This is a genomic window from Nocardia harenae NBRC 108248, assembly GCF_001612885.1.
Taxonomy (GTDB): Bacteria; Actinomycetota; Actinomycetes; order Mycobacteriales; family Mycobacteriaceae; genus Nocardia; species Nocardia harenae.
Map to the genome: position 1 here is coordinate 56935 of NZ_BDBH01000012.1, position 23967 is coordinate 80901.

The window sequence follows — 23967 nt, forward strand, 5'->3', positions numbered from 1 at the left end:
CACTAGGGTGGACCGAATGGCGGAGCGGATTCCCGTGCTGATCGTGGCCGGCTTCCTCGGATCGGGGAAGACCACCCTGCTGAACCACCTGCTGCGCGCCGCGGGCGACACCAGGATCGGCGTGGTGGTCAACGACTTCGGCGCCGTGAACATCGACGCCATGCTGGTGGCGGGCCAGGTCGACGCCATGGTGTCGCTCGGCAACGGCTGCGTGTGCTGCGCCGTCGACCTCGGCGAGCTGGACGAGATGTTCACCCGGCTCACCGACTCCAGGCACGCCGTCGACGTGATCGTGGTCGAGGCCAGCGGCCTGGCCGAGCCGCGCAACCTGGTGCGCATGGTGATCGGCAGCGCCAACCCGCGGCTCCGCTACGGCGGGCTGGTGGAGGTGGTCGACGCCGAGCAGTTCCCGGAGACCAGCGCCAGGCACCCCGAGCTCCTGACCCACCTGCGCCTCGCGGACCTGGTGGTGCTCAACAAGATCGACCGCGCCCCGGACGCCGACGCGGTGCGCGCCCGGATCGCCGAGACCGTCGGCCAGGTGCCGATCCACGCCACCACGCACGGCCGCGTCGCCCCCAAGCTGCTCTTCGACGAGCCGGTGCGGCGCCCCATCGACGGCCCCGAGCAGCTCAGCTTCGACGCGCTGCTCGCCGAGCCGGAGCACCGCGGCACCGAGCCGCACACCCACCTGCACGACGAGTACCGCAGCATCGCCTTCCACAGCGAGCGCCCGCTGGACCCGCGCGCCCTCGTCGCCTTCCTGGAGGACCCGCCGGACGGGCTCTTCCGGGCCAAGGGCGTTGTGGCCGTCGCGGTGGCGGGCGAGCGCCGCAAATGGACATTCCACCTGGTCGGCAGGCACGTCTCGGTGGAACCGGTGCCGTTGGCCACCGGCGAGCGCCGCGCCACCGACATCGTCCTCATCGGCACCGGCCTGGACGAGCAGGCGCTGCGCGCCCGCCTCACCGCCACCGAGCACACCGCCGCCGAACCGCTGGACAGCGATGCCCTGCTCGGCCTGTGGCGCTACACCCCGGAGCCCGCCTGATCTTGGCGTGTTCGGTCGGTGGCTGTCGCGTTCGGTGCTGGTGGCCCGGCGACACGCCGACAAGACTCGACCACGGGACCGCCGCGCCGGACCCGCGCAGCTCCGGCTCGTTCGCGGCGGTCGATTCGGCATCCAATGCTGTGGGCGCCGTATCGTGCGACCGATCGGAGAGCTTCGTGCAAACTTGCGAGAGCGCCACCGCCTACGTGATCGCCGCGCTGGAGGCCAAGGGGACCGCCACCCGCGAGGACTTCGACGTGAAGGCCATCGTGACCTCGGTACAGCGCGTGATCGACAGCTGGGACTTCGAGATCCTGGAGCCGCAGATGTTCTGGCGGATCGCGGCGAGCTACCTCAGGGTGTGAGCGGGGTCTGCTCCCGGCGCGCAGCCGACCAGCGCCGCGCCGCCCTGCGCATGGAGGCCGCGTCCGAGTAGCCGAGCAGCTCCGCCTGGCGCGACCGGTTCACCGGCCCCACCGCCACCGCCCGGCGCAGCCGCGCGTCGCGGGCCCGGTCCAGCTCCCGGCGCCAGGTGGTGCCCGCCTCGGCCAGCCTGCGCTGCAGCGTTCGCGGGCTGAGCGCCAGCGCCCTGGCGACCCGCGCCAGCGAGACGTCACCGTCGTCCAGGGCGCGCTCCAGCGCCGCGGCCACCCGCCGCGGCCAGACCGCGCGCAGCGGCGGCGGCGGTGGCAGCGCGTCGGCCAGCGGCCGCAGCACCGCGGCCAGCACCGGGTCGGCGGTGACCAGCGGGAGCTCCATGTCCGGTGCCCGGAAGGTGATGCCGTCGTAGGCGGCGCCGAACTCCACCGCGCCGGTGCCGAAGGCCTCCCGGTACACGCCCTGCCTGGTCGGCGCCTGCTGCCGCAGCCCCACCTTGAGCGGCGTGATCGGCCCGCGCACCGCCCGGCGCGCCCTGGTGAGCGAGGCGATCAGCCCCCAGAGCTGGGTCAGGTCCCGGCCGGGGCCCTCGCCGTCGATCATGTCCAGGTAGAGCGTGACCTCGCGCTCGTTGTCGGCGAGCAGGTGGAAGCGGTGGTTGGTGGTGACCGCGGTGACGTACGGGTCGGAGGTGGCCAGCCCGGCGCCGAGCGTCGGCGCGGAGGAGAACAGGTAGTCGTAGAGGCCGAGGCTGCTGAGCTGGAAATTGCCGCCCACCCGCAGCGCCACGTCCGGGTCGTCGAGCGCGTGCGCGGCCACCTCCCACAGCCGGGAGAAGGTGGGGCTCGGCAGGTGGCCGGAGTCGCCGGTCAGCGCCCACTCCGGGAGCCCGGCCTCGCGGGCGAGCTTGCGCGGGTCCACCCCCGCCGAGGCGAGCTGCGCGATGACGAACCTGTGCAGCAGAATCTGATCCGTGCTCACCCCTGCTCCTCGTCGCCGACGGCGGCCGGGTGGACACCCGGTCAGGCCCCATCCTGTCCGAATCCTGCCGGAGAACGACGGGGATGCCCCGATTCGTTGCCGAGCGGCGACCTGATCCGCCCGCAACGGCTCACCCGCAGGCGTTCACCCACTCGGAGAGCCCGTCGGCGAACAGCTGCCGCTTCCAGATCGGCACCTCGGCCTTGATCCGGTCCACCAGCAGCGCACAGGTGGCGAAGGCCTCCGCGCGGTGCGGCGCCGCCACCGCGACCACGATGGCGCGGTCCCCGATCGTCAGCGCACCGATCCGATGCTCGGCCGCCACCGGGAGCCCGGCCGCCGCCGCGACCTCCGCGCAGCACTTGACCAGGAAACTCTCGGCCTGCGGGTGCGCAGAGTACTCCAGCGCGGAGACCGCGTGGCCGTGGTCGTGGTTGCGCACCGCGCCGGTGAAGACCACGACGGCGCCGTGCTCGGGGCCGAGCACGGCGGCCTCCACCGCCGCCGGGTCGAGCGGCTGCTCGCTGATCCTGGCCAGCCGGACATCGCCGGAGTGCTGCGTGGTCATGGGGTTACTCCTCGTGTGCGCCGCCGCCCGCGACCTGGGCGAGCAGGTGGTCGAGCAGGGGTTCCAGCACGGTGATGCCGTCCCGGACGCCGCCGGGCGAGCCGGGCAGGTTCACCACCACCGAGCGGCCGACCAGCCCCGCCACGCCCCGGCTCAGCGAGGCCAGCGGGAACTTGGCGGCGCCGTGCCGCCGGATGGCCTCACCGATCCCGGGCAGCTCCCTGGTCAGCAGGGCGAGCGTGGCTTCGGGGGTGGCGTCGGTGGGGGAGGCGCCGGTGCCGCCGGTGCTGAGCACCAGCTCCGGCTCGAAGCGGAGGGCGTCGGCGAGGCCGAGTGCGATGTCGGCGTCCGCGTAGACCAGCGGGCCGCGGACGTCGAAGCCGAGGCGGGTGAGCCAGTCGGCGAGCACCGGCCCGGTGCGGTCCTCGCGGGTGCCCGCGGCGACACCGGTCGAGGCGACCAGCACCACCGCGCTCCGCGCCGGTGCGCCGGGCGGTTCGGCGATGCCCGCCGGGGAGTCGGCATGCACGTGCCCGGCGACGTCGTCCGCGGGCGCCGCTGCCTCGCGGGACCACTCCCCGCGCTTGCCCCCGCTCTTGGTGAGCAACCTGACCCCGTCGAGCACCGCCGCGGGATCCACCGCCTTCACCATGTCGTGCAATGTCAGCCCCGCCACCGCGACCGCGGTCAACGCCTCCATCTCGACCCCGGTCGGGCCAGTGGTCTTCGCCGTCGCCTCGATCCCGATTCCGTCCGCCAGGAACTCGAACGCCACCCGCACCGAGGTCAGCGCGAGCGGATGGCAGAGCGGAATCAGCTCCGAGGTCTTCTTGGCCCCGGCGATCCCCGCCACCCGCGCGGTGGCGAGCACATCCGCTTTCGGCAGGTCGTCGGCGCGCACCAGCGCCACCACCTCCGGCGTGGTGCGCAGCATCCCCGCCGCGGTGGCGGTACGCGCGGTCTCGGCCTTGGCGCTCACATCCACCATGTGCGCGCGGCCCTCTCGGTCGACGTGCGACAGCTCGCTCACAGGGACCAGACTCGCACAACCGCGCCCGCGGGGAGTTCGGTAACCGCCTCCGGGATCTCCACCAGCGCATCGGCCCTCGCCATTCCGGCCACCAGGTGCGAGCCGGGCCCGGCCACCACCCGCACCCCGGCGCCGTCCAGCGCCCCGCGCAGGTACTGCCGCTTCCCGGCGGGCGAGCGAACCGGATCGCGCAGCGCCAGCCGCTGCTCCGGCACCGGCGGCAGCCCGGCCAGCTCGCGCAGCACCGGCCGCGCGAACACCTCGAAGGAGACCGCGGTGCTCACCGGATTGCCGGGGAAGCTGAGCACCGGCACCCCGTCCACCACGGTGTACCCCTGCGGCCCGCCCGGCTGCACCGCGACCGCCCCGAAGACCCCGCCCAGCGGCCCCAGCACCTCCTTGACCACCTCGAAGTCGCCCTGCGAGACCCCGCCGCTGGTGAAAACCACCTCCGCGGCGCCGACCGCGGCGTTGAGCAGCGCGCGGAACTCGCCGTGGTCGTCGGTGCTGTGCGCCACCGACACCACCTCGGCGCCGTTGTCGGCGAGCGCGGCGGCCAGCGCGGCGCCATTGGAGTTGTAGATCGTGCCCGGCCGCAGCGGCACCCCGGCGGGCATGAGCTCGTCCCCGGTGGTGAGCACCGCCGCCCGCACCGGCGCCAGCACCGGAACGGTCGGCAACCCGACAGCGGCCAGCGCGGCGACGTGCCGCGGCGCGAGCCTGGTCCCGGCGGCGACCAGCAGGTCACCGCGTTGCACATCGGTCCCGGCCTCGCGGACGAACTCGCCGGCGCTCCGCCCGCGCTCGATGGTCACCGTCGTCCCGTCCGCGCGGGTGTCCTCGACCGGGATCACGCAGTCCGCGCCCGGCGGCACCGGCGCGCCGGTCATCACCTTCACCGCGGCGCCCGCGGGCAGCGGCGCGAGCGCGTCGGCACCCGCGGCGAGCACCCCGCTCAGCGGCAGTGATACCGGCGTGACCAGCACCGACTCGGCGCGAACGGCGTACCCGTCCATGGCGGAGTTGCGGAACACAGGCAGCGCGAGCGGGCTGTGCACATCGGCGGCGAGCAGCCCGTGCAGCGCCGCGAGCGGCGCGACCTCCCGCACCGGCCGCGGCCCGGCCGGACGCAGCAGTTCGGCGACGGTGGCCCGGTATTCGTCGACCGAGCGGGCCGGGGCGAGAGCGGGCCGGAAATTCATGGTTTCAGCCTAGTCGGTGCCCTGAGGGCGGCCGTCGTCATAATGGGGGGGTGACGTTGGTCGAGATAGGGATCCCCGCCGTGCGGTCAGGGCGCCCTTCGCTGGCCGGCCGCCCCGACACCCCGCTGCTGCTGGACCGGTACGGTCGCATAGCCCGCGACCTGCGCGTCTCCATTACCGAGAAGTGTTCGCTGCGCTGTACCTACTGCATGCCGGAGGAGGGGCTGCCGCCGATCCCGCCGGAGGAGCTGCTGACCCCGGCCGAGATCGTGCGGCTGGTGGCGCTCGCGGTGCGCGAGCTCGGCATCGGCGAGGTGCGGTTCACCGGCGGCGAGCCGCTCATGCGGCGGGATCTGGAGCAGATCGTGGCCGGGTGCCACGCCGCTGTCCCGGGGGTTCCGCTGGCGATCACCAGCAACGGGGTCGGGCTGGCGCACCGCGCGGCCGGGCTGGCCGCCGCCGGGCTGCACCGGGTGAACATCTCGCTGGACACCGTCGACGCCCGCGATTTCCACCGCCTCACCCGCCGGGACCGGCTGGATTCGGTCTTCGCCGGGATCCGGGCCGCGCACGCCGCCGGGCTCACCCCGGTCAAGGTGAACGCCGTGCTCATGCGCGCCACCCTGGCCGGCGCGCCGGACCTGCTGCGCTGGTGCCTCGACCACGGCTGCGAGCTGCGCTTCATCGAGGAGATGCCGCTGGACGCGGATCACGAGTGGGCCCGCGCCAACATGGTCACCGCCGCCGAGCTGCTCGAGGTGCTCGGCGCCCGCTTCGACCTGGTCCCGGTCGGCCGCCCCGATCCATCCGCCCCGGCCGAGACCTGGACCGTGGACGGCGGCCCCGCCACCGTCGGCATCATCGCCTCGGTGACCCGCAAGTTCTGCGACAGCTGCGACCGCACCCGGCTCACCGCCGACGGCATGCTGCGCTCCTGCCTCTTCAGCGACCAGGAGTACGACCTGCGCCGGGCCCTGCGAACCGGCGTCGACGACGCCGGGCTGGCCGAGATCTGGCGCGGCGCCATGTGGAACAAGTGGGCGGGGCACGGCATCGACGCCGCGGATTTCGTCCCGCCGGAGCGCACGATGGGAGCCATCGGTGGTTGAGGTCCGCTACTTCGCCGCGATCGCCGAGGCGGTCGGCAAGCACAGCGAGGAGCTCCCGCTGCCCGCCGGCGCCACCGTCGCCGACCTGCGCGGGGCGCTCGCCGCCGCCTACGGCGCCGAGCTGGACGCCATGCTCGGTGCCTGCGCCTACCTGGTCGGCGACGAGCTCACCCGGGACCGCGCCACCGTGCTGACCCCCACCGTCGACGTCCTCCCACCTTTCGCCGGAGGGTGACGTAGCTCACACTGTCGAGGTCCGCCGGGTGTCTTCGTCGTCCTGGTAAGAGGGGTTCCGTGCTCCTCCGATACCGGGAAGGATGACCGATATGTACTACTTGGCAGTGTTGCTCGGGGCCGAGGGCGGGCCGGATTCCACGCCGGGCACGCCGGAGTTCGACGCCGAGGTGGCGCGGTACGCGGCCTTCGACGCCGCGGCGGGCGAGGTGGTCGCGGGTGGCGCCGCGCTCGCGGGTACCTCCGAGGCGGTGCGGCTGACCAGGCAGGACGGGCGAATTCTCGCCACCGACGGCCCCTTCGCGGAATCGGCGGAGGTGGTCGGCGGCTTCTACGTCCTCGACGTGGCCGATCTGGACGCGGCGATCGATGTGGCCGGGCGGTTGCCCGCGGTGTCCGGCGGCGCCGTCGAGGTGCGGCCCGTTGCGCAGTATGTCCCGCATGCGGAGCCGGGCGCGCACTGGTGGGCCGCGCTGCTCTGGGAGCGGCCCGAGGCGGTGATCGCGCCGGGGACACAGGCGTGGGAGGCCGCCGTCGCCGAGCACGGCGCCTTCGCGGACGCGGCGGGCGCGGCGCTGACCGGCGGGGTGGCGCTGCACCCGCCCGGCACCGCGACCACCCTGCGCGCCCCCGCGGGCGAGCTGCTGCTCACCGACGGCCCGTTCGCCGAGGCGGCGGAGGTGCTCGACGGGCTCTACCTCTTCACCGCCCCCGATCGCGCGGCCGCCATCGACCTGGCCGGGAAGATCCCGCTCGGCCCGACCGGCGCCACCGAGGTGCGCCCGGTCCTGGCCTTCGGATGACCGGGTGGACCGGCCGCTTCGACGCGATCTACCGCGCCGAGTTCGGCCGGTCCGTCGCGGTCCTGGCCGGCGACACCGGTGATCTCGGGGTCGCCGAGGACGCCGTCCAGGAAGCCTTCACCCGCGCCCTGCGTCGCTGGCCCGAGCGGGGCATCCCGGACCGCCCCGGGGCCTGGATCACCACCGTCGCCCGCCGCGTTGCCGTGGACCGGCTGCGCCGGGAGTCGGCGCGGCCCGGTAAAGAGCACGAGGCGGTGCGCCTCGCGGCCGCTACCGTCCCGGACCCGTGGGACGGACCCGCACCGGCTGCCTCGGCGCCGGTCGACTCCGTGCCGGATGTCTGGGTGCCGGACGGCTGCGCGCCGGATGTCTGGGCGCCGGACGGCTGCGCGCCGGATACCTCGGCACCGGACGACTCCGCGCCGGATGTCTCGGCACCGGTCGACTCGGCACCGGTCGACTCCGCGCCCGATGTCTCGGGGCCGGACGACTCCGCACCGCCCATCGTGGCCCCGGCCCAGGCCACGCCGATTGCCGTGTCGTCGCACGCCGGCTCGTGCAGTACCCCCGGCGCCACACCCCGCGATCCCCTCGCGGACGACCGCCTCCGCCTCCTCTTCGCGTGCGCCCACCCCGCCCTCGCCATCGAAGCGCGAGTAGCCCTGATCCTGCGCCTGGTCTGTGGCCTGCGCACCACCGAGATCGCCCGCGCCTTCGTCGTCCCGGAGCCGACCGTGGCCCAGCGCATCTCCCGCGCCAAGGCCAAGATCCGTCGCGCCCGCATCCCGCTCGAGCTCCCGCCGGAGCACCGCCTCCCGGAGCGCGTACCGGCGGTCCTCGCCGTGATCTACCTGGTCTTCTCCGAGGGCTACTTCGCCACCGCCGGCCCGGATGCGGTCCGCGACGACCTCTGCGACGAGGCCATCCGCCTCGGCGCGCTCACCTGCGCCCTCCCCGGCGGGCCCGCGGAGGCCGCGGCCAACGCCCTGCAGGCCCTCATGCTGCTCCAGGACAGCAGGCGCCCGGCCCGCCGCGCCCCCGACGGCGGTCTCGTCCCGCTCGAGCGCCAGGACCGCACGGCCTGGAATGCCGCCCGCATCACCGCGGGCCTGCACCACCTCCGCGCCGCCGCCGGAACCCACAGCCCGTACCTCCCGCAGGCCGAGATAGCCGCGGCGCACGCCACCGCCCCCTCCTGGCCGGAGACCGACTGGCACCGGATCGTCACCGCCTACGACGCCATCACCGCCGCGGGCGCCGCCGCCCCCGTGCTGGTCAACAGGGCGATCGCCATCGGCTTCCGCGACGGCCCGCAGGCCGGGCTCACCGAACTCGACGCCATCGCCGAGCACCCCCGGCTGTCCGGCACCCACCTGCTCACCGCCGCCTACGCCGACGCCTACCGCCGCGCCGCCCGCTACGAGGAGGCGGCCGCGCACTACCGCGCCGCCATCCCCACCGCCCCCACCGAACCGGTCCGCGCCTTCCTCCGCACCCGCCTCACCGAGGTGCGGCGCCGCCTGCCCCCTACCTGACCAGCGCGCCCCGCGGCACGAAGACTCACCGACACCAGGTGTCGAGCGGCGCCACCGGCAGATTCCGCCTGTGCCTGGTAGCGGTGAAGAGCGACTCCCACCGCTCACCGCCGCCCGGCCGAACCCCGAGCTCGGCGCTGATCCGGTCGCGCAGCCCTGCCGTCTCGCCCCTCATTCCGGCACGCAGACCCGGCGGGCGAGCGTCTCCCAGTTGTCCGCGATCTCGTCGCGGGTGTACTCGAGGTCGTGCAGCTGATGCATGACCAGCGCGGCGGCGAGCGGGGCGAGCAGCGCGTCGGCCAGCAGCCGCGGATCGCCCGGTGCGCCCGCCTCCCGCAGCAGCGTGGTCACGTGCACCCGGCTCACGTTGTACGGCGGGTTGCGGTACCGCTGCTCGGCCTCGCCCAGCTCGGCGGCGCGGTGCAGCTCGCCCTCCACCTCGATGTCGAGCAGCCGGGCCCGGCCGAAGGCGAGCAGCCGCTGCACCGGCGGCGCGCCGGGGCCGAGCGGCGGCGGCCCGAAGAGGAACGCGCCCTGGAACTTCTGCTCGGAGTGGTCGAGCAGCGCCACCAGCAGCCCGGAGCGGTTGCCGAAGCGGCGGAAGACGGTGCCCTTGCCGACCCCGGCGCGGCGCGCCAGCTCGTCCATGGTCAGGTTGCGCACGCCCTCGTCGCGCACCAGCCGTTGCGCGGTGTCGAGCAGCAGCCTGCGGTTGCGCGCGGCGTCCGCCCGCTCGACCGGAGCCGCGGGCACCGCACCGAGCAGAGGGAGCGGCGCCCGGTCATTGGGTGTGTCGTAGTTCACAAGCCAGGCTCCGAGGTCGGGGAAGTAATCGGACCGTGGTCCGGTTACTACTGCGGACAGACGGAATCTATCCCAGTACATCAGGAGTCGTCATGAGCCAGACCAGCGTTCTCGTCCTCGTCGGCAGCCTGCGCGCCGCGTCGGTCAACCGGCAGCTCGCCGAGGCCGCGGTGCAGACCGCCCCCGACGGCGTATCGGTCTCGCTGTACGAGGGGCTCGGTGAGGTCCCGTTCTACAACGAGGACATCGACGTTCCCGGCGCGGTGCCCGCCGCCGCGCAGGCGCTGCGTGACGCCGTCGGCGGCGCCGACGCGCTGCTGCTGGTGACCCCCGAGTACAACGGCACCACCACCGCCGTGCTCAAGAACGCCATCGACTGGATCTCCCGGCCCTACGGCTCCGGCGCGGTCAAGGGCAAGCCCGTCGCCACCGTGAGCGCCTCGATCAGCCCGAACGCCGCGCAGTGGGCGCACGGCGACACCGTCAAGGCGGTCGGCGTGGCGGGCGGCACCGTCGTCGAGGCCGCGCACGCGCACTTCGGCGCGGTCGGCGAGCGCTTCGGCGCCGCGCACCCGCGCGAGGACGCCGAGGCGCTGACCCAGCTCGGCGCCACCCTGCACGAGCTGGTGAGCGCCGTCGGCCAGCGCGTCGACGCCTGATCCTCCTCCGGCCGGCGCCCCGTCCACCCCCGGTGGGCGGGGCGCCGCGCTGTGTCCGGTGTGACTGGCGATGCGGGCGGTACGGAAGTTTGCTGAGGTGCTGCCGATGGCATTCGCAGTGATCTGGATCACATGTCGAAGTGGGCGTCCTCGGCGTGTCCTGGGAGTTAATTCCACGGATGTGACTCACCAGGTCTAGTGCTACTCGGTTCTGTCGGCCACTAGGTGTAGTGTCTGCCGTACCGAATCGCACACCCCACCCACCGCCCCCGGCGGGAACTGTCAAGGGGATGTTCGTGCCGGGATCCGAAGTTTGCGCAGGGACCATCGGCCGTGGATGAGAGGGACATCGAATGACCATCACCGTGTACACCAAGCCCGCGTGCGTCCAGTGCAATGCCACCTACAAGGCGCTCGACAAGGCCGGGGTGGATTACAGCGTCGTCGACATCTCGCAGGACGACGACGCCCGCGATTTCGTGATGGCGCTCGGCTACCTCCAAGCGCCCGTCGTCGTGGCAGGCGAGGAGCACTGGTCCGGCTTCCGGCCGGATCGGATCAAGGCGCTCGCCACCGTCGCGGCCTGAGCCGCAGGGCCGCCCGGCGGCCCGCCCCGAGGAGGGTGTCGTGACCGGACTCGTCTACTTCTCCAGCGCGTCGGAGAACACCCACCGATTCGCGACCAAGCTGGCGCTGCCCGCCCGGCGCATCCCGCTGCACCTCTCCGAGACGCTGCGCGTGGACGAGCCGTACGTGCTGATCTGCCCCACCTACGGCGGCGGGAAGCACCTCGACGGCCGCCGCTCCGACCGGGAATTCGTGCCCCGCCAGGTGGCCCAATTCCTCAACGATCCGCACAACCGCGCGCTGCTGCGCGGAGTCGTCGCCGCGGGCAATACCAACTTCGGCGAGACGTTTTGCTTCGCGGGCGAGGTGATCTCGCGCAAGTGCGCGGTGCCGTACCTCTACCGCTTCGAATTGATGGGAACCGCAGAGGACGTCGTCCGCGTCCGCGAGGGATTGGGATTGTTTTGGCAACAGCAACGACAGCACCGGCCGGAAAGTCAGCGCGCCTGGAACAGCCCCCGGTCCGCGGCGGAGACGCCGGAGAGGACCTCGATTACCACGCCCTGAACGCGATGCTGAACCTCTACGGCGCGGACGGACGGATCCAGTTCGACCGCGACCGGGAGGCCGCGCGGCAGTACTTCCTGCAGCACGTCAACCAGAACACCGTCTTCTTCCACAACCTCGACGAGAAGCTCGACTACCTGGTCGAGGAGAACTACTACGAGGGCGAGGTGCTGGAGAAGTACAGCCGCCCCTTCGTGAAGTCGCTCTTCGAGCAGGCCTACGCGAAGAAGTTCCGGTTCCCGACCTTTCTCGGCGCGTTCAAGTACTACACCTCGTACACGCTCAAGACCTTCGACGGGAAGCGCTACCTGGAGCGCTTCGAGGACCGGGTCTGCATGGTCGCGCTCACCCTCGCCGACGGCGACGAGCGGCACGCCGTCGAGCTGGTCGAGGAGATCATCACCGGCCGCTTCCAGCCGGCCACCCCGACCTTCCTGAACTCGGGCAAGAAGCAGCGCGGCGAGCCGGTTTCCTGCTTCCTGCTGCGCATCGAGGACAATATGGAGTCCATCGGGCGCTCGATCAACTCCGCGCTGCAGCTCTCGAAGCGCGGCGGCGGGGTCGCGCTGCTGCTCAGCAATATCCGCGAGCACGGCGCGCCGATCAAGAAGATCGAGAACCAGAGCTCCGGCGTCATCCCGATCATGAAGCTGCTGGAGGATTCCTTCTCCTACGCCAACCAGCTCGGCGCCAGGCAGGGCGCGGGCGCGGTCTACCTGCACGCGCACCACCCGGACATCTACCGCTTCCTGGACACCAAGCGGGAGAACGCGGACGAGAAGATCCGGATCAAGACCCTCTCGCTCGGCGTGGTGATCCCCGACATCACCTTCGAGCTGGCGAAGAACAACGAGGACATGTACCTCTTCTCGCCGTACGACGTCGAGCGCATCTACGGCAAGCCGTTCGCCGACGTGAACATCACCGAGAAGTACTACGAGATGGTCGACGACAAGCGGATCCGCAAGTCCAAGATCCGGGCCCGCGAGTTCTTCCAGACCATTGCCGAGCTGCAGTTCGAGTCCGGCTACCCGTACATCATGTACGAGGACACCGTGAATCGCGCCAACCCGATCGCGGGCAAGATCACGCACTCCAACCTGTGCTCGGAGATCCTGCAGGTCTCCACCCCCTCGACCTACAACGACGATCTCTCCTACGACCGGGTCGGTAAAGATATCTCCTGCAACCTGGGCTCGCTGAACATCGCCAAGACCATGGACTCGCCGGATTTCGCGCGCACCATCGAGGTCTCCATCCGCGCGCTCACCGCCGTCTCCGACCAGACCCACATCTACTCGGTGCCCTCCATCGAGCAGGGCAACAATGCCTCGCACGCCATCGGCCTCGGCCAGATGAACCTGCACGGCTACCTGGCCCGCGAGCACATCCACTACGGCTCGCCGGAGGGCATCGACTTCACCAACATCTACTTCTACACGGTCGTCTACCACGCCCTGCGCGCCTCGAACCGCATCGCCATCGAGCGCGGCTCCGCCTTCGGCGGCTTCTCGGAATCCAAGTACGCCAGCGGCGAGTACTTCGACAAGTACACCGAGCGGGCCTGGGAACCCGAGACCGACCGCGTGCGTCAGCTCTTCGCCGACGCCGGCGTGCACATCCCCACCCAGCAGGACTGGCTGGAGCTGAAGGCCGCCGTCATGGAGCACGGCATCTACAACCAGAACCTGCAGGCCGTCCCGCCCACCGGCTCGATCTCCTACATCAACCACTCCACCAGCTCCATCCACCCGGTGGCGTCGAAGATCGAGATCCGCAAGGAAGGCAAGATCGGCCGCGTCTACTACCCGGCCCCCTACATGGACAACGACAACCTCGAGTTCTACGAGGATGCCTACGAAATCGGCTACGAGAAGATCGTCGACACCTACGCCGCCGCCACCCAGCACGTGGACCAGGGGCTGTCGCTGACGCTGTTCTTCAAGGACACCGCCACCACGCGGGATCTCAACAAAGCGCAGATCTATGCGTGGCGCAAGGGGATCAAGACGCTGTACTACATCCGGTTGCGGCAGATGGCGCTCGAGGGGACCGAGGTCGAGGGCTGCGTCAGCTGCATGCTGTAGCTCAGTCCACCGCGGTCCCCTCCAGCTCGACCAGCTGGCCGGGGACCGCGAGGCGGGTGAGGCCGAGCATGGTGGTGGCCGGGGCGATACCGGCGGCGCCGAGGCGGGCGGCGAGCACGCCGTAGTGCTGGAAGAGCAGGTCGACGTCGGTGGTGTAGACGTTCAGCCGGACCAGGTTCGGGAGCGCCATATCGGCTGCTTTGAGGACGGCTTCCAAGTTGTCCAGGCTCAGGGCGAGCTGGCTGGCCATGTCGTCGGGATGCTGGGGTTCGCCGTCGGCGTTCATGGCGGTCTGGCCGGAGCAGTAGAGGGTCCTGGTGGGGGAGGTGACCAGCTCGGCCTGGTGGAAGCCGAGGGGCAGGGACCAGGTGACGGGGTTGATCGCGGTTCGTTCCATGCGGACGAGCCTCGCAGGGAATCACGACATCCTCTGTCGGGTATTTTCGAGCCGTGCGTGCCGACCGACTGGTCTCGCTGGTCCTGCTGCTCCGCAGCCGTGGCCGGATGACCGCGCCCGCGCTGGCCCGGGAGCTCGAGGTCTCCACCCGGACGGTGCTGCGCGATATCGAGGCGCTCTCCATCGCCGGGGTTCCGGTGTACGCCGAACGCGGCAGGCACGGCGGGTTCGAGCTGCTCCCCGGTTTCCGGACCGAGCTCACCGGACTCAACCACGACGAAGCGCTGGCCCTGCTCACCTCGGGTGCCGGGGCTTTCGGGCTGGGGCAGGCGCTGGCGTCGGCGCTGCGGAAGGTCGCCGACGCGCTGCCGGAGGGGCACACGGCGAGTGATCAGGCGCGTCGCCTCCTGCACGAACCGGAGACCGACCTGCTCGAGCGCAGGAGAGCCCGCGACGAGATCCCCGCCGCGGTCATGGCGGAGCTCCGCCGCGCGGTCCTGGCCGGCCACCGGCTGCGCCTGCACTACGCGGCGGCGAACGCGGAGCCCCGATGGCGCACGGTGGACCCGATCGGGCTGGTCACCGCCCGCGACCAGGGATACCTGCTCGCCCTCAGGGAGGGGCAGGACCGTACCTACAAACTGTCCAGGGTGCTGGCGGCGGAGGCACTGGACGAACCGGCGCAGCGGCCGGAAGGCATCGACCTCGAGCAGATCTGGCGGGAGCGCGGTAGCCGGTTCCGCACCCGCGGCGACCGGCTCGCCGTGCTGGCGCGGGTCCGCCCGGCACGCCGGGCAGAGCTGGCGAACACCGCCATAGCCGTCCGCGCCGAACACCTCGACGCGGACGGCTTCCTCGTCCTCGACCTCACCTTTCAGGACCTCAGGCACGCCGAATGGGCGCTGTGGCAGCTCGCCGCCGACGCGGACGTGGTTGCTCCGCGATCACTGCGCGCCGCACTGGCAAGCCGGGCCGCCGCGATGGCCGCCCGCTACGGCGATTAGGCGAGCGCGGGCAGGACTTCCTTCTCGAAGAGCTCGATCCCGCTGGTGTCGTACGCCGCTTCCGGGAAGTTGACGATGGCGTATCCCAGCCCCAGCGCTTTGATCGCAGCGAGCCGCTCCACGATCTGCTCCGGCGTGCCGACCGCGGCCCCGCCCGCCGTCATGGCCTGGACATACCCGGCCCCCTTCTCCGCACCGAGCGCGGGCGCGAGCCGATCGGCGATCGCCTTCTTGCGCTCCTCGACCTCGGCCTCGGTTGCCCCGACCACCACATTGAAGTTCGCGCTGCGCACAATGGCGTCGTAATCGGTGCCGACGTCGGCGCAGTGCCCGCGCAGGATCTCGGACTTGTGGGTGAATTCGTCCGGATCGTTCCCGGCGAAGTTGGTGTACTGCGCGTACTTGGCCGCGATCTTCAGCGTCTTCTTCTCGCCACCGCCCGCGATCCAGAGCGGAATCCCGCCCTCCTGCAGCGGCAGCGGGTACACCCGGGCACCGTCGACCCGGTAGTACTTGCCGTCCAGGGTGGCGCTGCCGGTAGTCCAGGCCTGGCGGAAGATCTGCACGCCCTCGTCCAGCCTGCCCAGCCGCTCCCCGGCGGTGGGGAAGCCGTAGCCGTAGGCGCGCCACTCGTGCTCGTACCAGCCGCCGCCGATGCCCATCTCGGTGCGGCCGCCGGAGATGGCGTCCACCGTGGCGGCGACCTTGGCCAGGTAGGCGGGGTTGCGGTAGCTGATCGCGGTACACATCTGGCCGAGGCGGATCCGCGAGGTGCTCGCCGCGAAAGCGGACATGAGCGTCCACGCCTCGTGCGTGGCCTCCTCGGTCGGCTCCGGGACGGTGTGGAAGTGGTCGTACACCCACAGCGACTCCCAGACCGGGTTCGCGTCCGCGCGCGCGGCGAGATCCCGCATCACCCCCCACTGCGCGGCGGTGTCGATGCCGGCCAGGTCCAGCCGCCACCCCTGCGGGACGAAGATTCCGAAGCGCACAGCTGTCTCCTCGCGTGTCGTCGCGTGCCGGGCGCGCACGCGCCCACCCTCCACTCTGTCGAGCCCGTCGCCCGCGGGCAACGATTCGGCGCTGGGCGCGCGCAATTTACGATCACGGCCGAAACCGGGCGGAGGCGGTCGGAGCCGGATCCGGGACGGGCTGCGCAGAATGCGCGCCGCGGTCGCGGAGCACGTGGTCGCCGTTTATTCAGAGGCGTTCGCAGATGATTCCGGTCATGCTGGAATCCTGATGAACGACAACAATCCTCGGCTCGGCATCGATTTCGGCCGGGTCGTGATGGGTGCCGCGGCCGAATCGGGCGAGGCCGACACCGCCTTCCTGGACGGCAGCCACGCCGACGCCATGCGCACCTCCGGTTCTGCCGGGCCCGCCCGGAGAAGGCGGTGCACTGCCGTGAACTCGGCATCACGCACATGATCGACGACCGGCTCGACGTGCACCGCGCCCTGCGCGGCCTCGTGCCCCACCTGTACCTGTACGGGCACCGGCGCGAACCCGCCCCGGACTGGGTCACCCCGACGCCGACCTGGCCCGATGTGGAGGCGGCGCTCACGGTATGAGCGCCGTCACCGCCCCTGCGCCACGATGTGAAATCCGTGGCGGGGCGGTGTACTCTCGCGCACGTTGATTCCCGCGGCGGCACCGGCCCCGCACCCGGAACGAGGAGGTGGGTTGCCATGCGCAGTGAACCTCCCAGTCGAAGGCCGCGCGGCGCCGCCCCTTCGCTCTGATCATCGATCCCCCGGCTTTTCCCGGCCGGGTGCGCGCGTGGGGTAGCGCCTCGCGGTGTGACGCAGTCCTAGAACTCGTTCACCCACTTGCCTCGTGCCGAGGGGATCACCCATGTCGCAAACCGACGTCATCGAAGTACGCCCGGTGCTCACGCTGCCGGACACCGTGCAGGAACTCGTGGAGACGCGCCGCGCCGACGCCGCACTGGACTGGCTCGGCAACCACTCGCCGCACGCCATCGCCGACCAGCTCGCCCGGATGGACGCCGTCCGCGCGGGCATGGCCTTCCGGCTGCTGGACAAGGATCTCGCGCTCGCCGTCTTCGAGGAGCTCGAGCCGGTGGACCAGCAGCAGATCCTGGAGGGGTTGCGGGACAAGAGTTTCCGCGACCTGATCGAGAACATGGCGCCCGACGACCGGGCGCGCATGCTGCGCGAGGCGCCCGCCACCGTCGCCAAGAAGGTGCTCGCCGGGCTGAGCCCGCGCGAGCGCCGGATGACCGCGGGGCTGCTCGGCTACCCGGAGGGGTCGGTCGGGCTCTACATGACCCCCGAGGTGGTGGCGCTGCCGCGGAACCTCACGGTGGCCGCCGCGCTGCAGACCGTGCGGGCCAAGGGCGGGCGCGCCGAGACCGTCTACACCCTGCCCGTGGTGGATACCGGGCGGCGGCTCACCGGCGTGGTCGAGCTGCGCGAGCTGGTACTGAGCGGGCCCGACGCGCTGGTTGCCGACCTGGTGCGGACCGAGCCCGCGTACGTGCGCGCCACCGACTCCGCCGAGCGGGCCGCCCGCGTCATGCGCGAGACCAATGTCATCGACCTGCCCGTGGTGGACAGCGAAGACCGGCTGGTCGGGCTGCTCACCATCGACGACGCGGTCGAGGTGATCGAGGCGGCGGACAGCGAGGACGTCGCCAAGCAGGCCGGCTCCGCGCCGTGGGCCGGACACTACATGGCGGCGGGGGTCTTCCAGCTGGCCCGCTACCGGGCGCTCTGGCTGCTGCTCCTGCTGGTCGCCGCCACCCTCACGGTGAGCGTCACCGACTTCTTCGAGGGCACGCTGGAGCAGGCCGCGCAGCTCGCGCTGTTCATTCCGCTGCTCATCGGCGCCGGTGGGAATGCCGGGGCCCAGGCGGCGACGGCGTGCGTGCGCGCGGTGGCGGTCGGCGAGGTGCGCGGCGGTGATCTGTTCCGGGTGATCTGGCGGGAGTGCCGGGTCGGGTTCGTGCTCGGGAGCATGCTCGCCGTCGCCGGGGTCATGATCGGCGGGGTCTTCGTCGGGCCGAAGGTGGCGATCGTCGTCGGGCTCACGCTGGTGCTGATCTGCGCCTGGGCGGCGACCATCGGCGGGACCATGCCGCTGCTCGCCAAGCGGTTGCGAATCGACCCCGCCGTGGTCTCCGCGCCGATGGTGACCACGCTGGTGGACGCCACCGGGCTGATCCTCTACTTCACCATCGCCAAGGTGGTGCTGGGGATCTGAGTTCATCGCCGGTCCGCCTCGGTGCGGTCCAGCCGCTCCGCCAGCGGCGAGCGCTGAAGGGGGCCGCGCCGGGCGAGTGCGAGGCGGATGGGCTCGTGCGCCTGCTGCGGTGGACCGGGTGCCCGTCGATCTCGTAGCGCACCGGGCCGAGCTGCTGCTCGCCCTCCTCGCGGAGCATCAGCAGGAACTTCTGCTCCCGGTACTCGAACCCGCACTCCCACAGCTGGACCGCACTGGGCCGGACGCCGAGCGCCGCGGTGGCCGCGCACGGATCGGTGTTCGCGAACGGGGTGCTCGCCCGGCGCGGCTCGGCCCGCCAGCGCGCGGCGGCCGCTCCGGCACGGCCGCGGCGGCAGGTGCCGACGGCTACCATCCACGGCGGATTCGCGACATTCATGCCACTAGTTCTTGTGCTACGAAAGCTCCCGGTCCACAAGAGGTAGTGTTCTCGTCACCACGACGAGGACCGGAGGCTGCAGCATGAAACTGATCGATCGGGTGTCGGCCATCAACTGGAATCGGGTGCCCGACGAGAAGGACGCCGAGGTCTGGGACCGGCTGACCGGCAACTTCTGGCTGCCGGAGAAGGTGCCGGTGTCGAACGACATCCCGTCCTGGGCCACGCTGACCCCGGACGAGAAGCAGCTCACCATGCGAGTCTTCACCGGGCTCACGCTGCTGGACACCATTCAGGGCACGGTGGGCGCGGTGAGCCTGATCCCGGACGCGCTGACGCCGCACGAGGAGGCGGTGCTCACCAACATCGCCTTCATGGAGTCGGTGCACGCCAAGAGCTACAGCTCGATCTTCTCCACGCTCTGCTCGACCAGGGAGATCGATGAGGCGTTCCGTTGGTCCGAGGAGAACCGCAATCTGCAGCGCAAGGCCGAGATCGTGCTGCAGTACTACAACGGCGACGATCCGCTCAAGCGCAAGGTGGCCTCGACGCTGCTGGAGAGCTTCCTCTTCTACTCCGGCTTCTACCTGCCGATGCACTGGTCGTCGCGGGCCAAGCTGACCAATACCGCCGACATGATCCGGCTGATCATCCGGGACGAGGCGGTGCACGGGTATTACATCGGCTACAAGTACCAGAAGGGGCTCGAGCTGGTCTCGCAGGCGGAGCGCGACGAACTCAAGAACTACACCTTCGAGCTGCTCTTCGAGCTGTACGAGAACGAGGCCGAGTACACCCAGGATCTGTACGACGAGGTCGGGCTCACCGAGGACGTCAAGAAGTTCCTGCGCTACAACGCCAACAAGGCGCTGATGAACCTCGGTTACGAGGGGCTCTTCCCGAAGGACGAGACCGACGTGAACCCGGCGATTCTCGCGGCGCTATCGCCGAACGCCGACGAGAACCACGACTTCTTCTCCGGCTCCGGCTCCAGCTACGTGATCGGCAAGGCCGTCAACACCGAGGACGAGGACTGGGAGTTCTGACGCCGCGGCGGCTGTGTCACCCGGTGACGTAGCCGTTCAGGTTCTGCCGCACGTCGGTGAGCACGGCGCGGGCGGCGGTCGGCCCGCTGCCGTGCCAGACGGCGTCCTCCACGGCGAAGACCCGCTGGTCGCTCGCGGCGCCGAGCTCCTTCCAGGCATCCGAGCGGAGGACCGACTCGCCGTACTCCCGGCCCGCCTCGCCGTCGAAGAGCACGAAGATCACGTCGCCCTCGACCCGCTCCAGCTCGTCGGCGGGGACGGTGAAGGAGGCGCCGCGCTGGTTCTGCGGCCTGCGCACGCCGATATCGGTGAGCACGCCGCCCGCGAAGGAGTCGGTGCCGAGCACGGTGATGCTGTCGGCGCCGAACCGGACCACCGAGGCCTGGGACTGCGCGGCGGCGACGGCGGGCTCGGCGCCGATGGCGGGGGCGTCGGCGCGGTACTCGGCCAGCACCGCCTCGGCGGCGCCGGCGCGGGCCAGCCCCGCGGCGAGCCCGACGAACTCGGCGGCCCAGCCGCTGCCGGTGCCCGCGAGCACGGTGGGCGCGACGGCGGCGAGCGCGGCGTAGTCGCCCTGGCCCTGGGTGCCGATGATGACGTCGGGGTCGAGCTCGGCGATCCGGGCGGGGTCGGGGGCGCCGTCGGGGCCGACCGACGGGATCCGCTTGACGCCGTAGCCGAGGTAGTCCGGCTGCGGCACCGGGCCGGTCAGCGTGGTGGTGCCGACGACCCGCTCCCACAGCCCGAGCGCGCAGGCGGCATCCAGCGCGGGGGTACCGAGCACCACGATGCGCTGCGGGTCGGCGGGCACCTGGGTGACCCCGCCGGTGTGCGTCACCGGACGGCTGCCTGCATCGGGGCGGCTCGGCAGCGGGCAGGCCTGGCTGGTGTCGCGCTCCAGCCCGACCACGCCCGCCCCCGCGATATTGGTGGTCGTGCGGATGATCGTGGTTGCGTCGTCGGTCTGCTGACCGCAACCGGTCAGCAGCGTGCCCGCCGCGGCGAACATCGCCAGGACGGACGGCAATCGGGTGCGGACGCGGGCGCTCACCGGCATGCGGGTGAGGGTACAGGCGGAGCGGGTAGTACCCACCCGCGCACCGGCCCCGAACGGAAATACGACACAGAGTAGGACCGGAGTCGGACCGCCCCCGCCACAAGGTTTACGATCAGGGCAGCGCACGCGAACGAGGAGGATCAGTGACTGCCGTTGAGCCCCAGCCAGTCAAACAGGTGGAAGCGTCTCGGCCGTATCCAGCCCGCACCGGGCCGAAGGGGTCGTTCCTCTACAAGATGGTCACCACCACGGACCCCAAGGTCCTCGGTGTCATGTACCTGACCACCTCGATGGCGTTCTTCCTCATCGGCGGCCTGATGGCGCTGCTGATGCGCGGCGAGCTGGCCCGCCCCGGCCTGCAGTTCCTCTCGCCCGAGCAGTTCAACCAGCTGTTCACCATGCACGGCACGATCATGCTGCTCTTCTACGCGACGGCGATCGTGTTCGGCTTCGCGAACATCATCCTGCCGCTGCAGATCGGCGCCCCCGACGTCGCCTTCCCGCGGCTGAACGCCTTCAGCTACTGGCTGTACGCGTTCGGCGCGACCATGGCGACCGCGGGCTTCATCACCCCCGGCGGCGCGGCGGACTTCGGCTGGACGGCGTACGTGCCGCTCACCGACATCCTGCACTCGCCCGGCGTCGGCACCGACCTGTGGATCCTCGGCCTCGCGGTCTCCGGCCTCGGCACCATCCTCGGCGGCGTGAACATGCTGACCACGGTCGTCTGCCTGCGCGCTCCCGGCATGACCATGTTCCGGATGCCGATCTTCACCTGGAACATCGCGGTCACCTCGGTGCTGGTCATCCTCGCGTTCCCGCTGCTCACCGCCGCGCTCTTCGGCCTCGCGTACGACCGGCACCTCGGCGGCCACATCTACGACCCGGCCACCGGCGGCATCCTGCTCTACCAGCACCTGTTCTGGTTCTTCGGGCACCCCGAGGTGTACATCATCGCGCTGCCCTTCTTCGGCATCGTCTCGGAGATCTTCCCGGTCTTCTCGCGCAAGCCGATCTTCGGCTACACCACCCTGGTGTACGCGACGCTCGGCATCGCGGCGCTCTCGATCGCGGTGTGGGCGCACCACATGTACGCCACCGGCGCGGTGCTGCTGCCCTACTTCTCCTTCATGACGTTCCTCATCGCGGTGCCGACCGGCGTGAAGTTCTTCAACTGGATCGGCACCATGTGGCGCGGCCAGCTGACCTTCGAATCGCCGATGCTCTTCTCGCTCGGCTTCCTGGTGACCTTCCTCTTCGGCGGCCTCTCCGGCGTCATTCTGGCCAGCCCGCCGCTGGACTTCCACGTCACCGACTCGTACTTCGTGGTCGCGCACTTCCACTACGTGCTCTTCGGCACCATCGTGTTCGCCACCTACGCGGGCATCTACTTCTGGTTCCCGAAGATCACCGGCCGGATGATGGACGAGCGGCTGGGCAAGTGGCACTTCTGGACCACCTTCATCGGCTTCCACACCACCTTCCTCGTCCAGCACTGGCTGGGCGCGGAGGGCATGCCGCGGCGCTACGCCGACTACCTGCCCACCGACGGCTTCACCACGCTGAACACCATCTCCACCATCGGCGCCTTCGTGCTCGGCGCCTCGATGCTTCCGTTCCTCTGGAACGTCTTCAAGAGCTACCGCTACGGCGAGGTGGTCACCGTCGACGACCCGTGGGGCTACGGCAACTCGCTGGAGTGGGCCACCACCTGCCCGCCGCCGCGGCACAACTTCTACGAGCTGCCGCGCATCCGCTCCGAGCGCCCCGCGTTCGAGCTGCACTACCCGCACATGATCGACCGCATGCGGGAGGAGGCGCACGTGGGCTGGGGCACCAAGACGCACACCGTGGAGTCCGGCGACCGGGTGGCGCTCTCCAAGTAAATGCGCGACGCCGAGTGTGCACCCGCCGATCCCCGGCGGGTGCACACTCGTTTCGTGAGCGCACCCGACCGACCCTGGAGCAACCGCGTGGCCGACACCATCGTTCTCGTCACCGTCACCGGGCCCGACCGCCCCGGCGTGACCTCCGTGCTGCTCGCGGCCATGTCGCGGCACGGCGTGCACCTGCTCGACGTGGAGCAGGTGGTGATCCGTGGCAGGCTCACGCTCGGCGTCCTCGTCACCTGCCCCAGCGACCCCGAGGTGCTGCAGGACGAGGTCGAGGAGGCGATGAACACCGTCGGCATGCACGTCGACGTCGAGGTGGACGCCGCGATCGGCAGGCAGCCGGTCTCCACGCACGCCGTCGTGGTCCTCGGCGCGCCGGTGACGGCGCGGGCGTTCAGCGCCGTCTCCCGCAGGCTGGCCCAGCTCGGCGCCAATATCGACTCCATCCGCGGCATCGCCGACTACCCGGTGACCGGGATGGAGCTGCTGGTCACCGCGCGCGACGAGGACGCGGTGCTGCGCACCGCGCTGGCCGAGGTGGCGGTGGCCGAGCAGGTGGATGTGGCCGTCGAGCGGGCCGGGCTGGCCAGGCGCGGCAAGCGGCTCATCGTCTTCGACGTCGATTCCACGCTGATCCAGGGCGAGGTGATCGAGATGCTGGCCGCGCACGCCGGCGTCGAGGACGAGGTGCGCGCGGTCACCGAGGCGGCCATGCGCGGCGAGCTGGACTTCGCCGAGTCGCTGCGCCAGCGGGTCGCCACCCTGGCCGGGCTGGACGAGTCGGTGATCGAGGAGGTCGCCGACCGGATCGAGCTCACCCCCGGCGCCCGCACCACCATCCGCACGCTGCGCCGGATCGGGTTCCGCTGCGGCGTCGTCTCCGGTGGCTTCCGGCAGGTGATCGAGCCGCTGGCGCACGAGCTGGAGCTGGATTTCGTGCAGGCCAACACACTGGAGATCGTGGAGGGGAAGCTGACCGGCCGGGTGACCGGCGAGATCGTCGACCGGGCCTACAAGGCCACCGCGCTGCGTCGCTTCGCCGCCGAGGCCGGGGTGCCGATGGAGCAGACGGTAGCGGTCGGCGACGGCGCCAACGATATCGACATGCTCAATGCCGCCGGGCTCGGCGTCGCCTTCAATGCCAAACCGGCGCTGCGCGAGGTGGCCGACGCGGCGCTCTCGCACCCCTTCCTGGACGCGGTGCTCTTCGTGCTCGGGGTGACCCGCGACGAGGTCGAGGCGGCCGACGCCCGCGACGGGCTGCTGCGGCGGGTGCCGCTGGGCTGACCCGGCGTTCACCCGGCGCTCGGCTGCACGGCCACGTATTCTCACGGAGTTTCGCTTGCGTGCCGAACGGAGGTCGAGGGTGGA

The 23967-nt window shown here is 71.2% G+C and carries 27 protein-coding genes; 16 read left to right on the top strand and 11 right to left on the bottom strand.

The window, feature by feature from the left end:
• The first annotated feature begins 16 nt into the window (after positions 1 to 16).
• Positions 17 to 1051, top strand: a complete 1035-nt coding sequence (locus NH2_RS23315) for a CobW family GTP-binding protein (RefSeq protein ID WP_067658374.1) — start codon at positions 17 to 19, stop codon at positions 1049 to 1051.
• A 176-nt stretch (positions 1052 to 1227) separates the two neighbouring features.
• A complete protein-coding gene (locus tag NH2_RS23320; RefSeq protein WP_067658889.1) occupies positions 1228 to 1416 on the top strand; it encodes a hypothetical protein in 189 nt (62 codons plus the stop codon).
• Here the strand turns inward: NH2_RS23320 and NH2_RS30245 are convergent.
• The 4 genes from NH2_RS30245 to NH2_RS23340 all read right to left on the bottom strand — a co-directional run bounded on the left by NH2_RS30245 (position 1406) and on the right by NH2_RS23340 (position 5210).
• Complete coding sequence (locus NH2_RS30245; protein WP_067658377.1) at positions 1406 to 2410, bottom strand: AraC family transcriptional regulator; 1005 nt, start codon at positions 2408 to 2410, stop codon at positions 1406 to 1408. The genes NH2_RS23320 and NH2_RS30245 overlap by 11 nt on opposite strands.
• 130 nt (positions 2411 to 2540) lie before the next feature.
• Complete coding sequence (locus NH2_RS23330) at positions 2541 to 2978, bottom strand: molybdenum cofactor biosynthesis protein MoaE (protein WP_067658379.1); 438 nt, start codon at positions 2976 to 2978, stop codon at positions 2541 to 2543.
• 4 nt (positions 2979 to 2982) lie between these two features.
• Positions 2983 to 4008, bottom strand: coding sequence for a bifunctional molybdenum cofactor biosynthesis protein MoaC/MoaB (moaCB, locus tag NH2_RS23335; protein WP_067658382.1), 1026 nt, complete (start codon positions 4006 to 4008; stop codon positions 2983 to 2985).
• On the bottom strand, positions 4005 to 5210 hold the full coding sequence (locus tag NH2_RS23340) for a molybdopterin molybdotransferase MoeA (protein ID WP_067658385.1): 1206 nt from the start codon (positions 5208 to 5210) through the stop codon (positions 4005 to 4007). The genes moaCB and NH2_RS23340 overlap by 4 nt, the downstream gene beginning before the upstream one ends.
• A gap of 50 nt (positions 5211 to 5260) precedes the next feature.
• Here NH2_RS23340 and moaA point away from each other — a divergent pair, with 50 nt between their 5' ends.
• The 4 genes from moaA (at position 5261) to NH2_RS23360 (ending at position 8891) form a co-directional block, all read left to right on the top strand.
• Positions 5261 to 6319, top strand: a complete 1059-nt coding sequence (gene moaA / locus NH2_RS23345) for a GTP 3',8-cyclase MoaA (RefSeq protein ID WP_067658388.1) — start codon at positions 5261 to 5263, stop codon at positions 6317 to 6319.
• Entirely contained in the window at positions 6312 to 6554 is a 243-nt protein-coding gene (locus tag NH2_RS23350) for a MoaD/ThiS family protein (RefSeq protein ID WP_067658391.1), read from the top strand. The genes moaA and NH2_RS23350 overlap by 8 nt, the downstream gene beginning before the upstream one ends.
• Positions 6555 to 6645: 91 nt before the next feature.
• On the top strand, positions 6646 to 7356 hold the full coding sequence (locus NH2_RS23355; protein ID WP_067658892.1) for a YciI family protein: 711 nt from the start codon (positions 6646 to 6648) through the stop codon (positions 7354 to 7356).
• On the top strand, positions 7353 to 8891 hold the full coding sequence (locus tag NH2_RS23360) for an RNA polymerase sigma factor (RefSeq protein WP_067658394.1): 1539 nt from the start codon (positions 7353 to 7355) through the stop codon (positions 8889 to 8891). Before NH2_RS23355 ends, NH2_RS23360 begins: the two co-directional genes overlap by 4 nt.
• Before the next feature lie 25 nt (positions 8892 to 8916).
• Here the strand turns inward: NH2_RS23360 and NH2_RS29025 are convergent, their stop codons facing one another.
• Both NH2_RS29025 and NH2_RS23365 read right to left on the bottom strand, forming a co-directional pair.
• Positions 8917 to 9066: a hypothetical protein gene (locus tag NH2_RS29025; RefSeq protein WP_157103939.1), complete on the bottom strand. Its 150-nt coding sequence runs from the start codon at positions 9064 to 9066 to the stop codon at positions 8917 to 8919.
• Complete coding sequence (locus NH2_RS23365) at positions 9063 to 9644, bottom strand: TetR/AcrR family transcriptional regulator (protein WP_369690060.1); 582 nt, start codon at positions 9642 to 9644, stop codon at positions 9063 to 9065. The genes NH2_RS29025 and NH2_RS23365 overlap by 4 nt, the downstream gene beginning before the upstream one ends.
• Positions 9645 to 9787: 143 nt before the next feature.
• Here NH2_RS23365 and NH2_RS23370 point away from each other — a divergent pair, with 143 nt between their 5' ends.
• From NH2_RS23370 to nrdE, 4 genes are all read left to right on the top strand, one after another.
• On the top strand, positions 9788 to 10354 hold the full coding sequence (locus NH2_RS23370; RefSeq protein ID WP_067658397.1) for an NAD(P)H-dependent oxidoreductase: 567 nt from the start codon (positions 9788 to 9790) through the stop codon (positions 10352 to 10354).
• Positions 10355 to 10707: 353 nt separating this feature from the next.
• Complete coding sequence (gene nrdH, locus NH2_RS23375) at positions 10708 to 10941, top strand: glutaredoxin-like protein NrdH (RefSeq protein WP_067658400.1); 234 nt, start codon at positions 10708 to 10710, stop codon at positions 10939 to 10941.
• 40 nt (positions 10942 to 10981) lie between these two features.
• Positions 10982 to 11488, top strand: a complete 507-nt coding sequence (nrdI, locus tag NH2_RS23380) for a class Ib ribonucleoside-diphosphate reductase assembly flavoprotein NrdI (protein WP_067658403.1) — start codon at positions 10982 to 10984, stop codon at positions 11486 to 11488.
• A gap of 5 nt (positions 11489 to 11493) precedes the next feature.
• A complete protein-coding gene (nrdE, locus tag NH2_RS23385; protein WP_245650728.1) occupies positions 11494 to 13575 on the top strand; it encodes a class 1b ribonucleoside-diphosphate reductase subunit alpha in 2082 nt (693 codons plus the stop codon).
• Between the two features lies 1 nt (position 13576).
• On the opposite strand, the gene NH2_RS23390 is transcribed toward nrdE, so the two are convergent.
• Positions 13577 to 13972, bottom strand: coding sequence for a RidA family protein (locus tag NH2_RS23390; RefSeq protein WP_067658406.1), 396 nt, complete (start codon positions 13970 to 13972; stop codon positions 13577 to 13579).
• Between the two features lie 53 nt (positions 13973 to 14025).
• Between NH2_RS23390 and NH2_RS23395 the strand changes: the two genes are divergently transcribed.
• The gene (locus NH2_RS23395) at positions 14026 to 14976 is read left to right on the top strand and encodes a helix-turn-helix transcriptional regulator (protein ID WP_067658409.1); all 951 of its coding nucleotides are present in this window, start codon (positions 14026 to 14028) and stop codon (positions 14974 to 14976) included.
• Here NH2_RS23395 and NH2_RS23400 read toward each other — a convergent pair.
• Entirely contained in the window at positions 14973 to 15968 is a 996-nt protein-coding gene (locus tag NH2_RS23400) for an LLM class F420-dependent oxidoreductase (RefSeq protein WP_067658412.1), read from the bottom strand. The two genes, NH2_RS23395 and NH2_RS23400, sit on opposite strands and share 4 nt — an antisense overlap.
• A gap of 208 nt (positions 15969 to 16176) precedes the next feature.
• Positions 16177 to 16323: a hypothetical protein gene (locus NH2_RS29995; protein ID WP_245650729.1), complete on the bottom strand. Its 147-nt coding sequence runs from the start codon at positions 16321 to 16323 to the stop codon at positions 16177 to 16179.
• Positions 16324 to 16373: 50 nt separating this feature from the next.
• Here NH2_RS29995 and NH2_RS30000 point away from each other — a divergent pair, with 50 nt between their 5' ends.
• Together NH2_RS30000 and mgtE are read left to right on the top strand one after the other, a co-directional pair.
• Positions 16374 to 16550, top strand: coding sequence for a hypothetical protein (locus tag NH2_RS30000; protein ID WP_245650730.1), 177 nt, complete (start codon positions 16374 to 16376; stop codon positions 16548 to 16550).
• Between the two features lie 283 nt (positions 16551 to 16833).
• The gene (gene mgtE / locus NH2_RS23410; protein WP_067658418.1) at positions 16834 to 18204 is read left to right on the top strand and encodes a magnesium transporter; all 1371 of its coding nucleotides are present in this window, start codon (positions 16834 to 16836) and stop codon (positions 18202 to 18204) included.
• Here mgtE and NH2_RS23415 read toward each other — a convergent pair.
• Positions 18173 to 18601: a hypothetical protein gene (locus tag NH2_RS23415; RefSeq protein WP_067658421.1), complete on the bottom strand. Its 429-nt coding sequence runs from the start codon at positions 18599 to 18601 to the stop codon at positions 18173 to 18175. The genes mgtE and NH2_RS23415 overlap by 32 nt on opposite strands.
• 83 nt (positions 18602 to 18684) lie before the next feature.
• On the opposite strand from NH2_RS23415, the gene nrdF reads away from it, so the two are divergent.
• Entirely contained in the window at positions 18685 to 19647 is a 963-nt protein-coding gene (gene nrdF / locus NH2_RS23420; RefSeq protein WP_067658424.1) for a class 1b ribonucleoside-diphosphate reductase subunit beta, read from the top strand.
• 16 nt (positions 19648 to 19663) lie between these two features.
• Here the strand turns inward: nrdF and NH2_RS23425 are convergent, their stop codons facing one another.
• Positions 19664 to 20704, bottom strand: a complete 1041-nt coding sequence (locus NH2_RS23425) for an ABC transporter substrate-binding protein (protein ID WP_067658427.1) — start codon at positions 20702 to 20704, stop codon at positions 19664 to 19666.
• Between the two features lie 143 nt (positions 20705 to 20847).
• Here NH2_RS23425 and ctaD point away from each other — a divergent pair, with 143 nt between their 5' ends.
• Both ctaD and serB read left to right on the top strand, forming a co-directional pair.
• Positions 20848 to 22590, top strand: coding sequence for an aa3-type cytochrome oxidase subunit I (gene ctaD, locus NH2_RS23430; protein ID WP_067658430.1), 1743 nt, complete (start codon positions 20848 to 20850; stop codon positions 22588 to 22590).
• Between the two features lie 87 nt (positions 22591 to 22677).
• Positions 22678 to 23883, top strand: coding sequence for a phosphoserine phosphatase SerB (gene serB / locus NH2_RS23435; RefSeq protein WP_067658433.1), 1206 nt, complete (start codon positions 22678 to 22680; stop codon positions 23881 to 23883).
• Positions 23884 to 23967: the final 84 nt, after the last annotated feature.

Excerpts from the sequence above, each read along its gene's own strand:
- NH2_RS23390 (WP_067658406.1), bottom strand. The coding sequence starts at position 13,972 with ATGGAACGAACCGCGATCAACCCCGTCACCTGGTCCCTGCCCCTCGGC.
- NH2_RS23360 (WP_067658394.1), top strand. The coding sequence starts at position 7,353 with ATGACCGGGTGGACCGGCCGCTTCGACGCGATCTACCGCGCCGAGTTC.
- mgtE (WP_067658418.1), top strand. The coding sequence starts at position 16,834 with ATGTCGCAAACCGACGTCATCGAAGTACGCCCGGTGCTCACGCTGCCG.
- NH2_RS23370 (WP_067658397.1), top strand. The coding sequence starts at position 9,788 with ATGAGCCAGACCAGCGTTCTCGTCCTCGTCGGCAGCCTGCGCGCCGCG.
- NH2_RS23330 (WP_067658379.1), bottom strand. The coding sequence starts at position 2,978 with ATGACCACGCAGCACTCCGGCGATGTCCGGCTGGCCAGGATCAGCGAG.
- NH2_RS23425 (WP_067658427.1), bottom strand. The coding sequence starts at position 20,704 with ATGCCGGTGAGCGCCCGCGTCCGCACCCGATTGCCGTCCGTCCTGGCG.
- nrdF (WP_067658424.1), top strand. The coding sequence starts at position 18,685 with ATGAAACTGATCGATCGGGTGTCGGCCATCAACTGGAATCGGGTGCCC.
- nrdH (WP_067658400.1), top strand. The coding sequence starts at position 10,708 with ATGACCATCACCGTGTACACCAAGCCCGCGTGCGTCCAGTGCAATGCC.
- NH2_RS23315 (WP_067658374.1), top strand. The coding sequence starts at position 17 with ATGGCGGAGCGGATTCCCGTGCTGATCGTGGCCGGCTTCCTCGGATCG.
- NH2_RS29025 (WP_157103939.1), bottom strand. The coding sequence starts at position 9,066 with ATGAGGGGCGAGACGGCAGGGCTGCGCGACCGGATCAGCGCCGAGCTC.
- NH2_RS23415 (WP_067658421.1), bottom strand. The coding sequence starts at position 18,601 with ATGAATGTCGCGAATCCGCCGTGGATGGTAGCCGTCGGCACCTGCCGC.
- NH2_RS23340 (WP_067658385.1), bottom strand. The coding sequence starts at position 5,210 with ATGAATTTCCGGCCCGCTCTCGCCCCGGCCCGCTCGGTCGACGAATAC.
- nrdE (WP_245650728.1), top strand. The coding sequence starts at position 11,494 with ATGCTGAACCTCTACGGCGCGGACGGACGGATCCAGTTCGACCGCGAC.
- NH2_RS23355 (WP_067658892.1), top strand. The coding sequence starts at position 6,646 with ATGTACTACTTGGCAGTGTTGCTCGGGGCCGAGGGCGGGCCGGATTCC.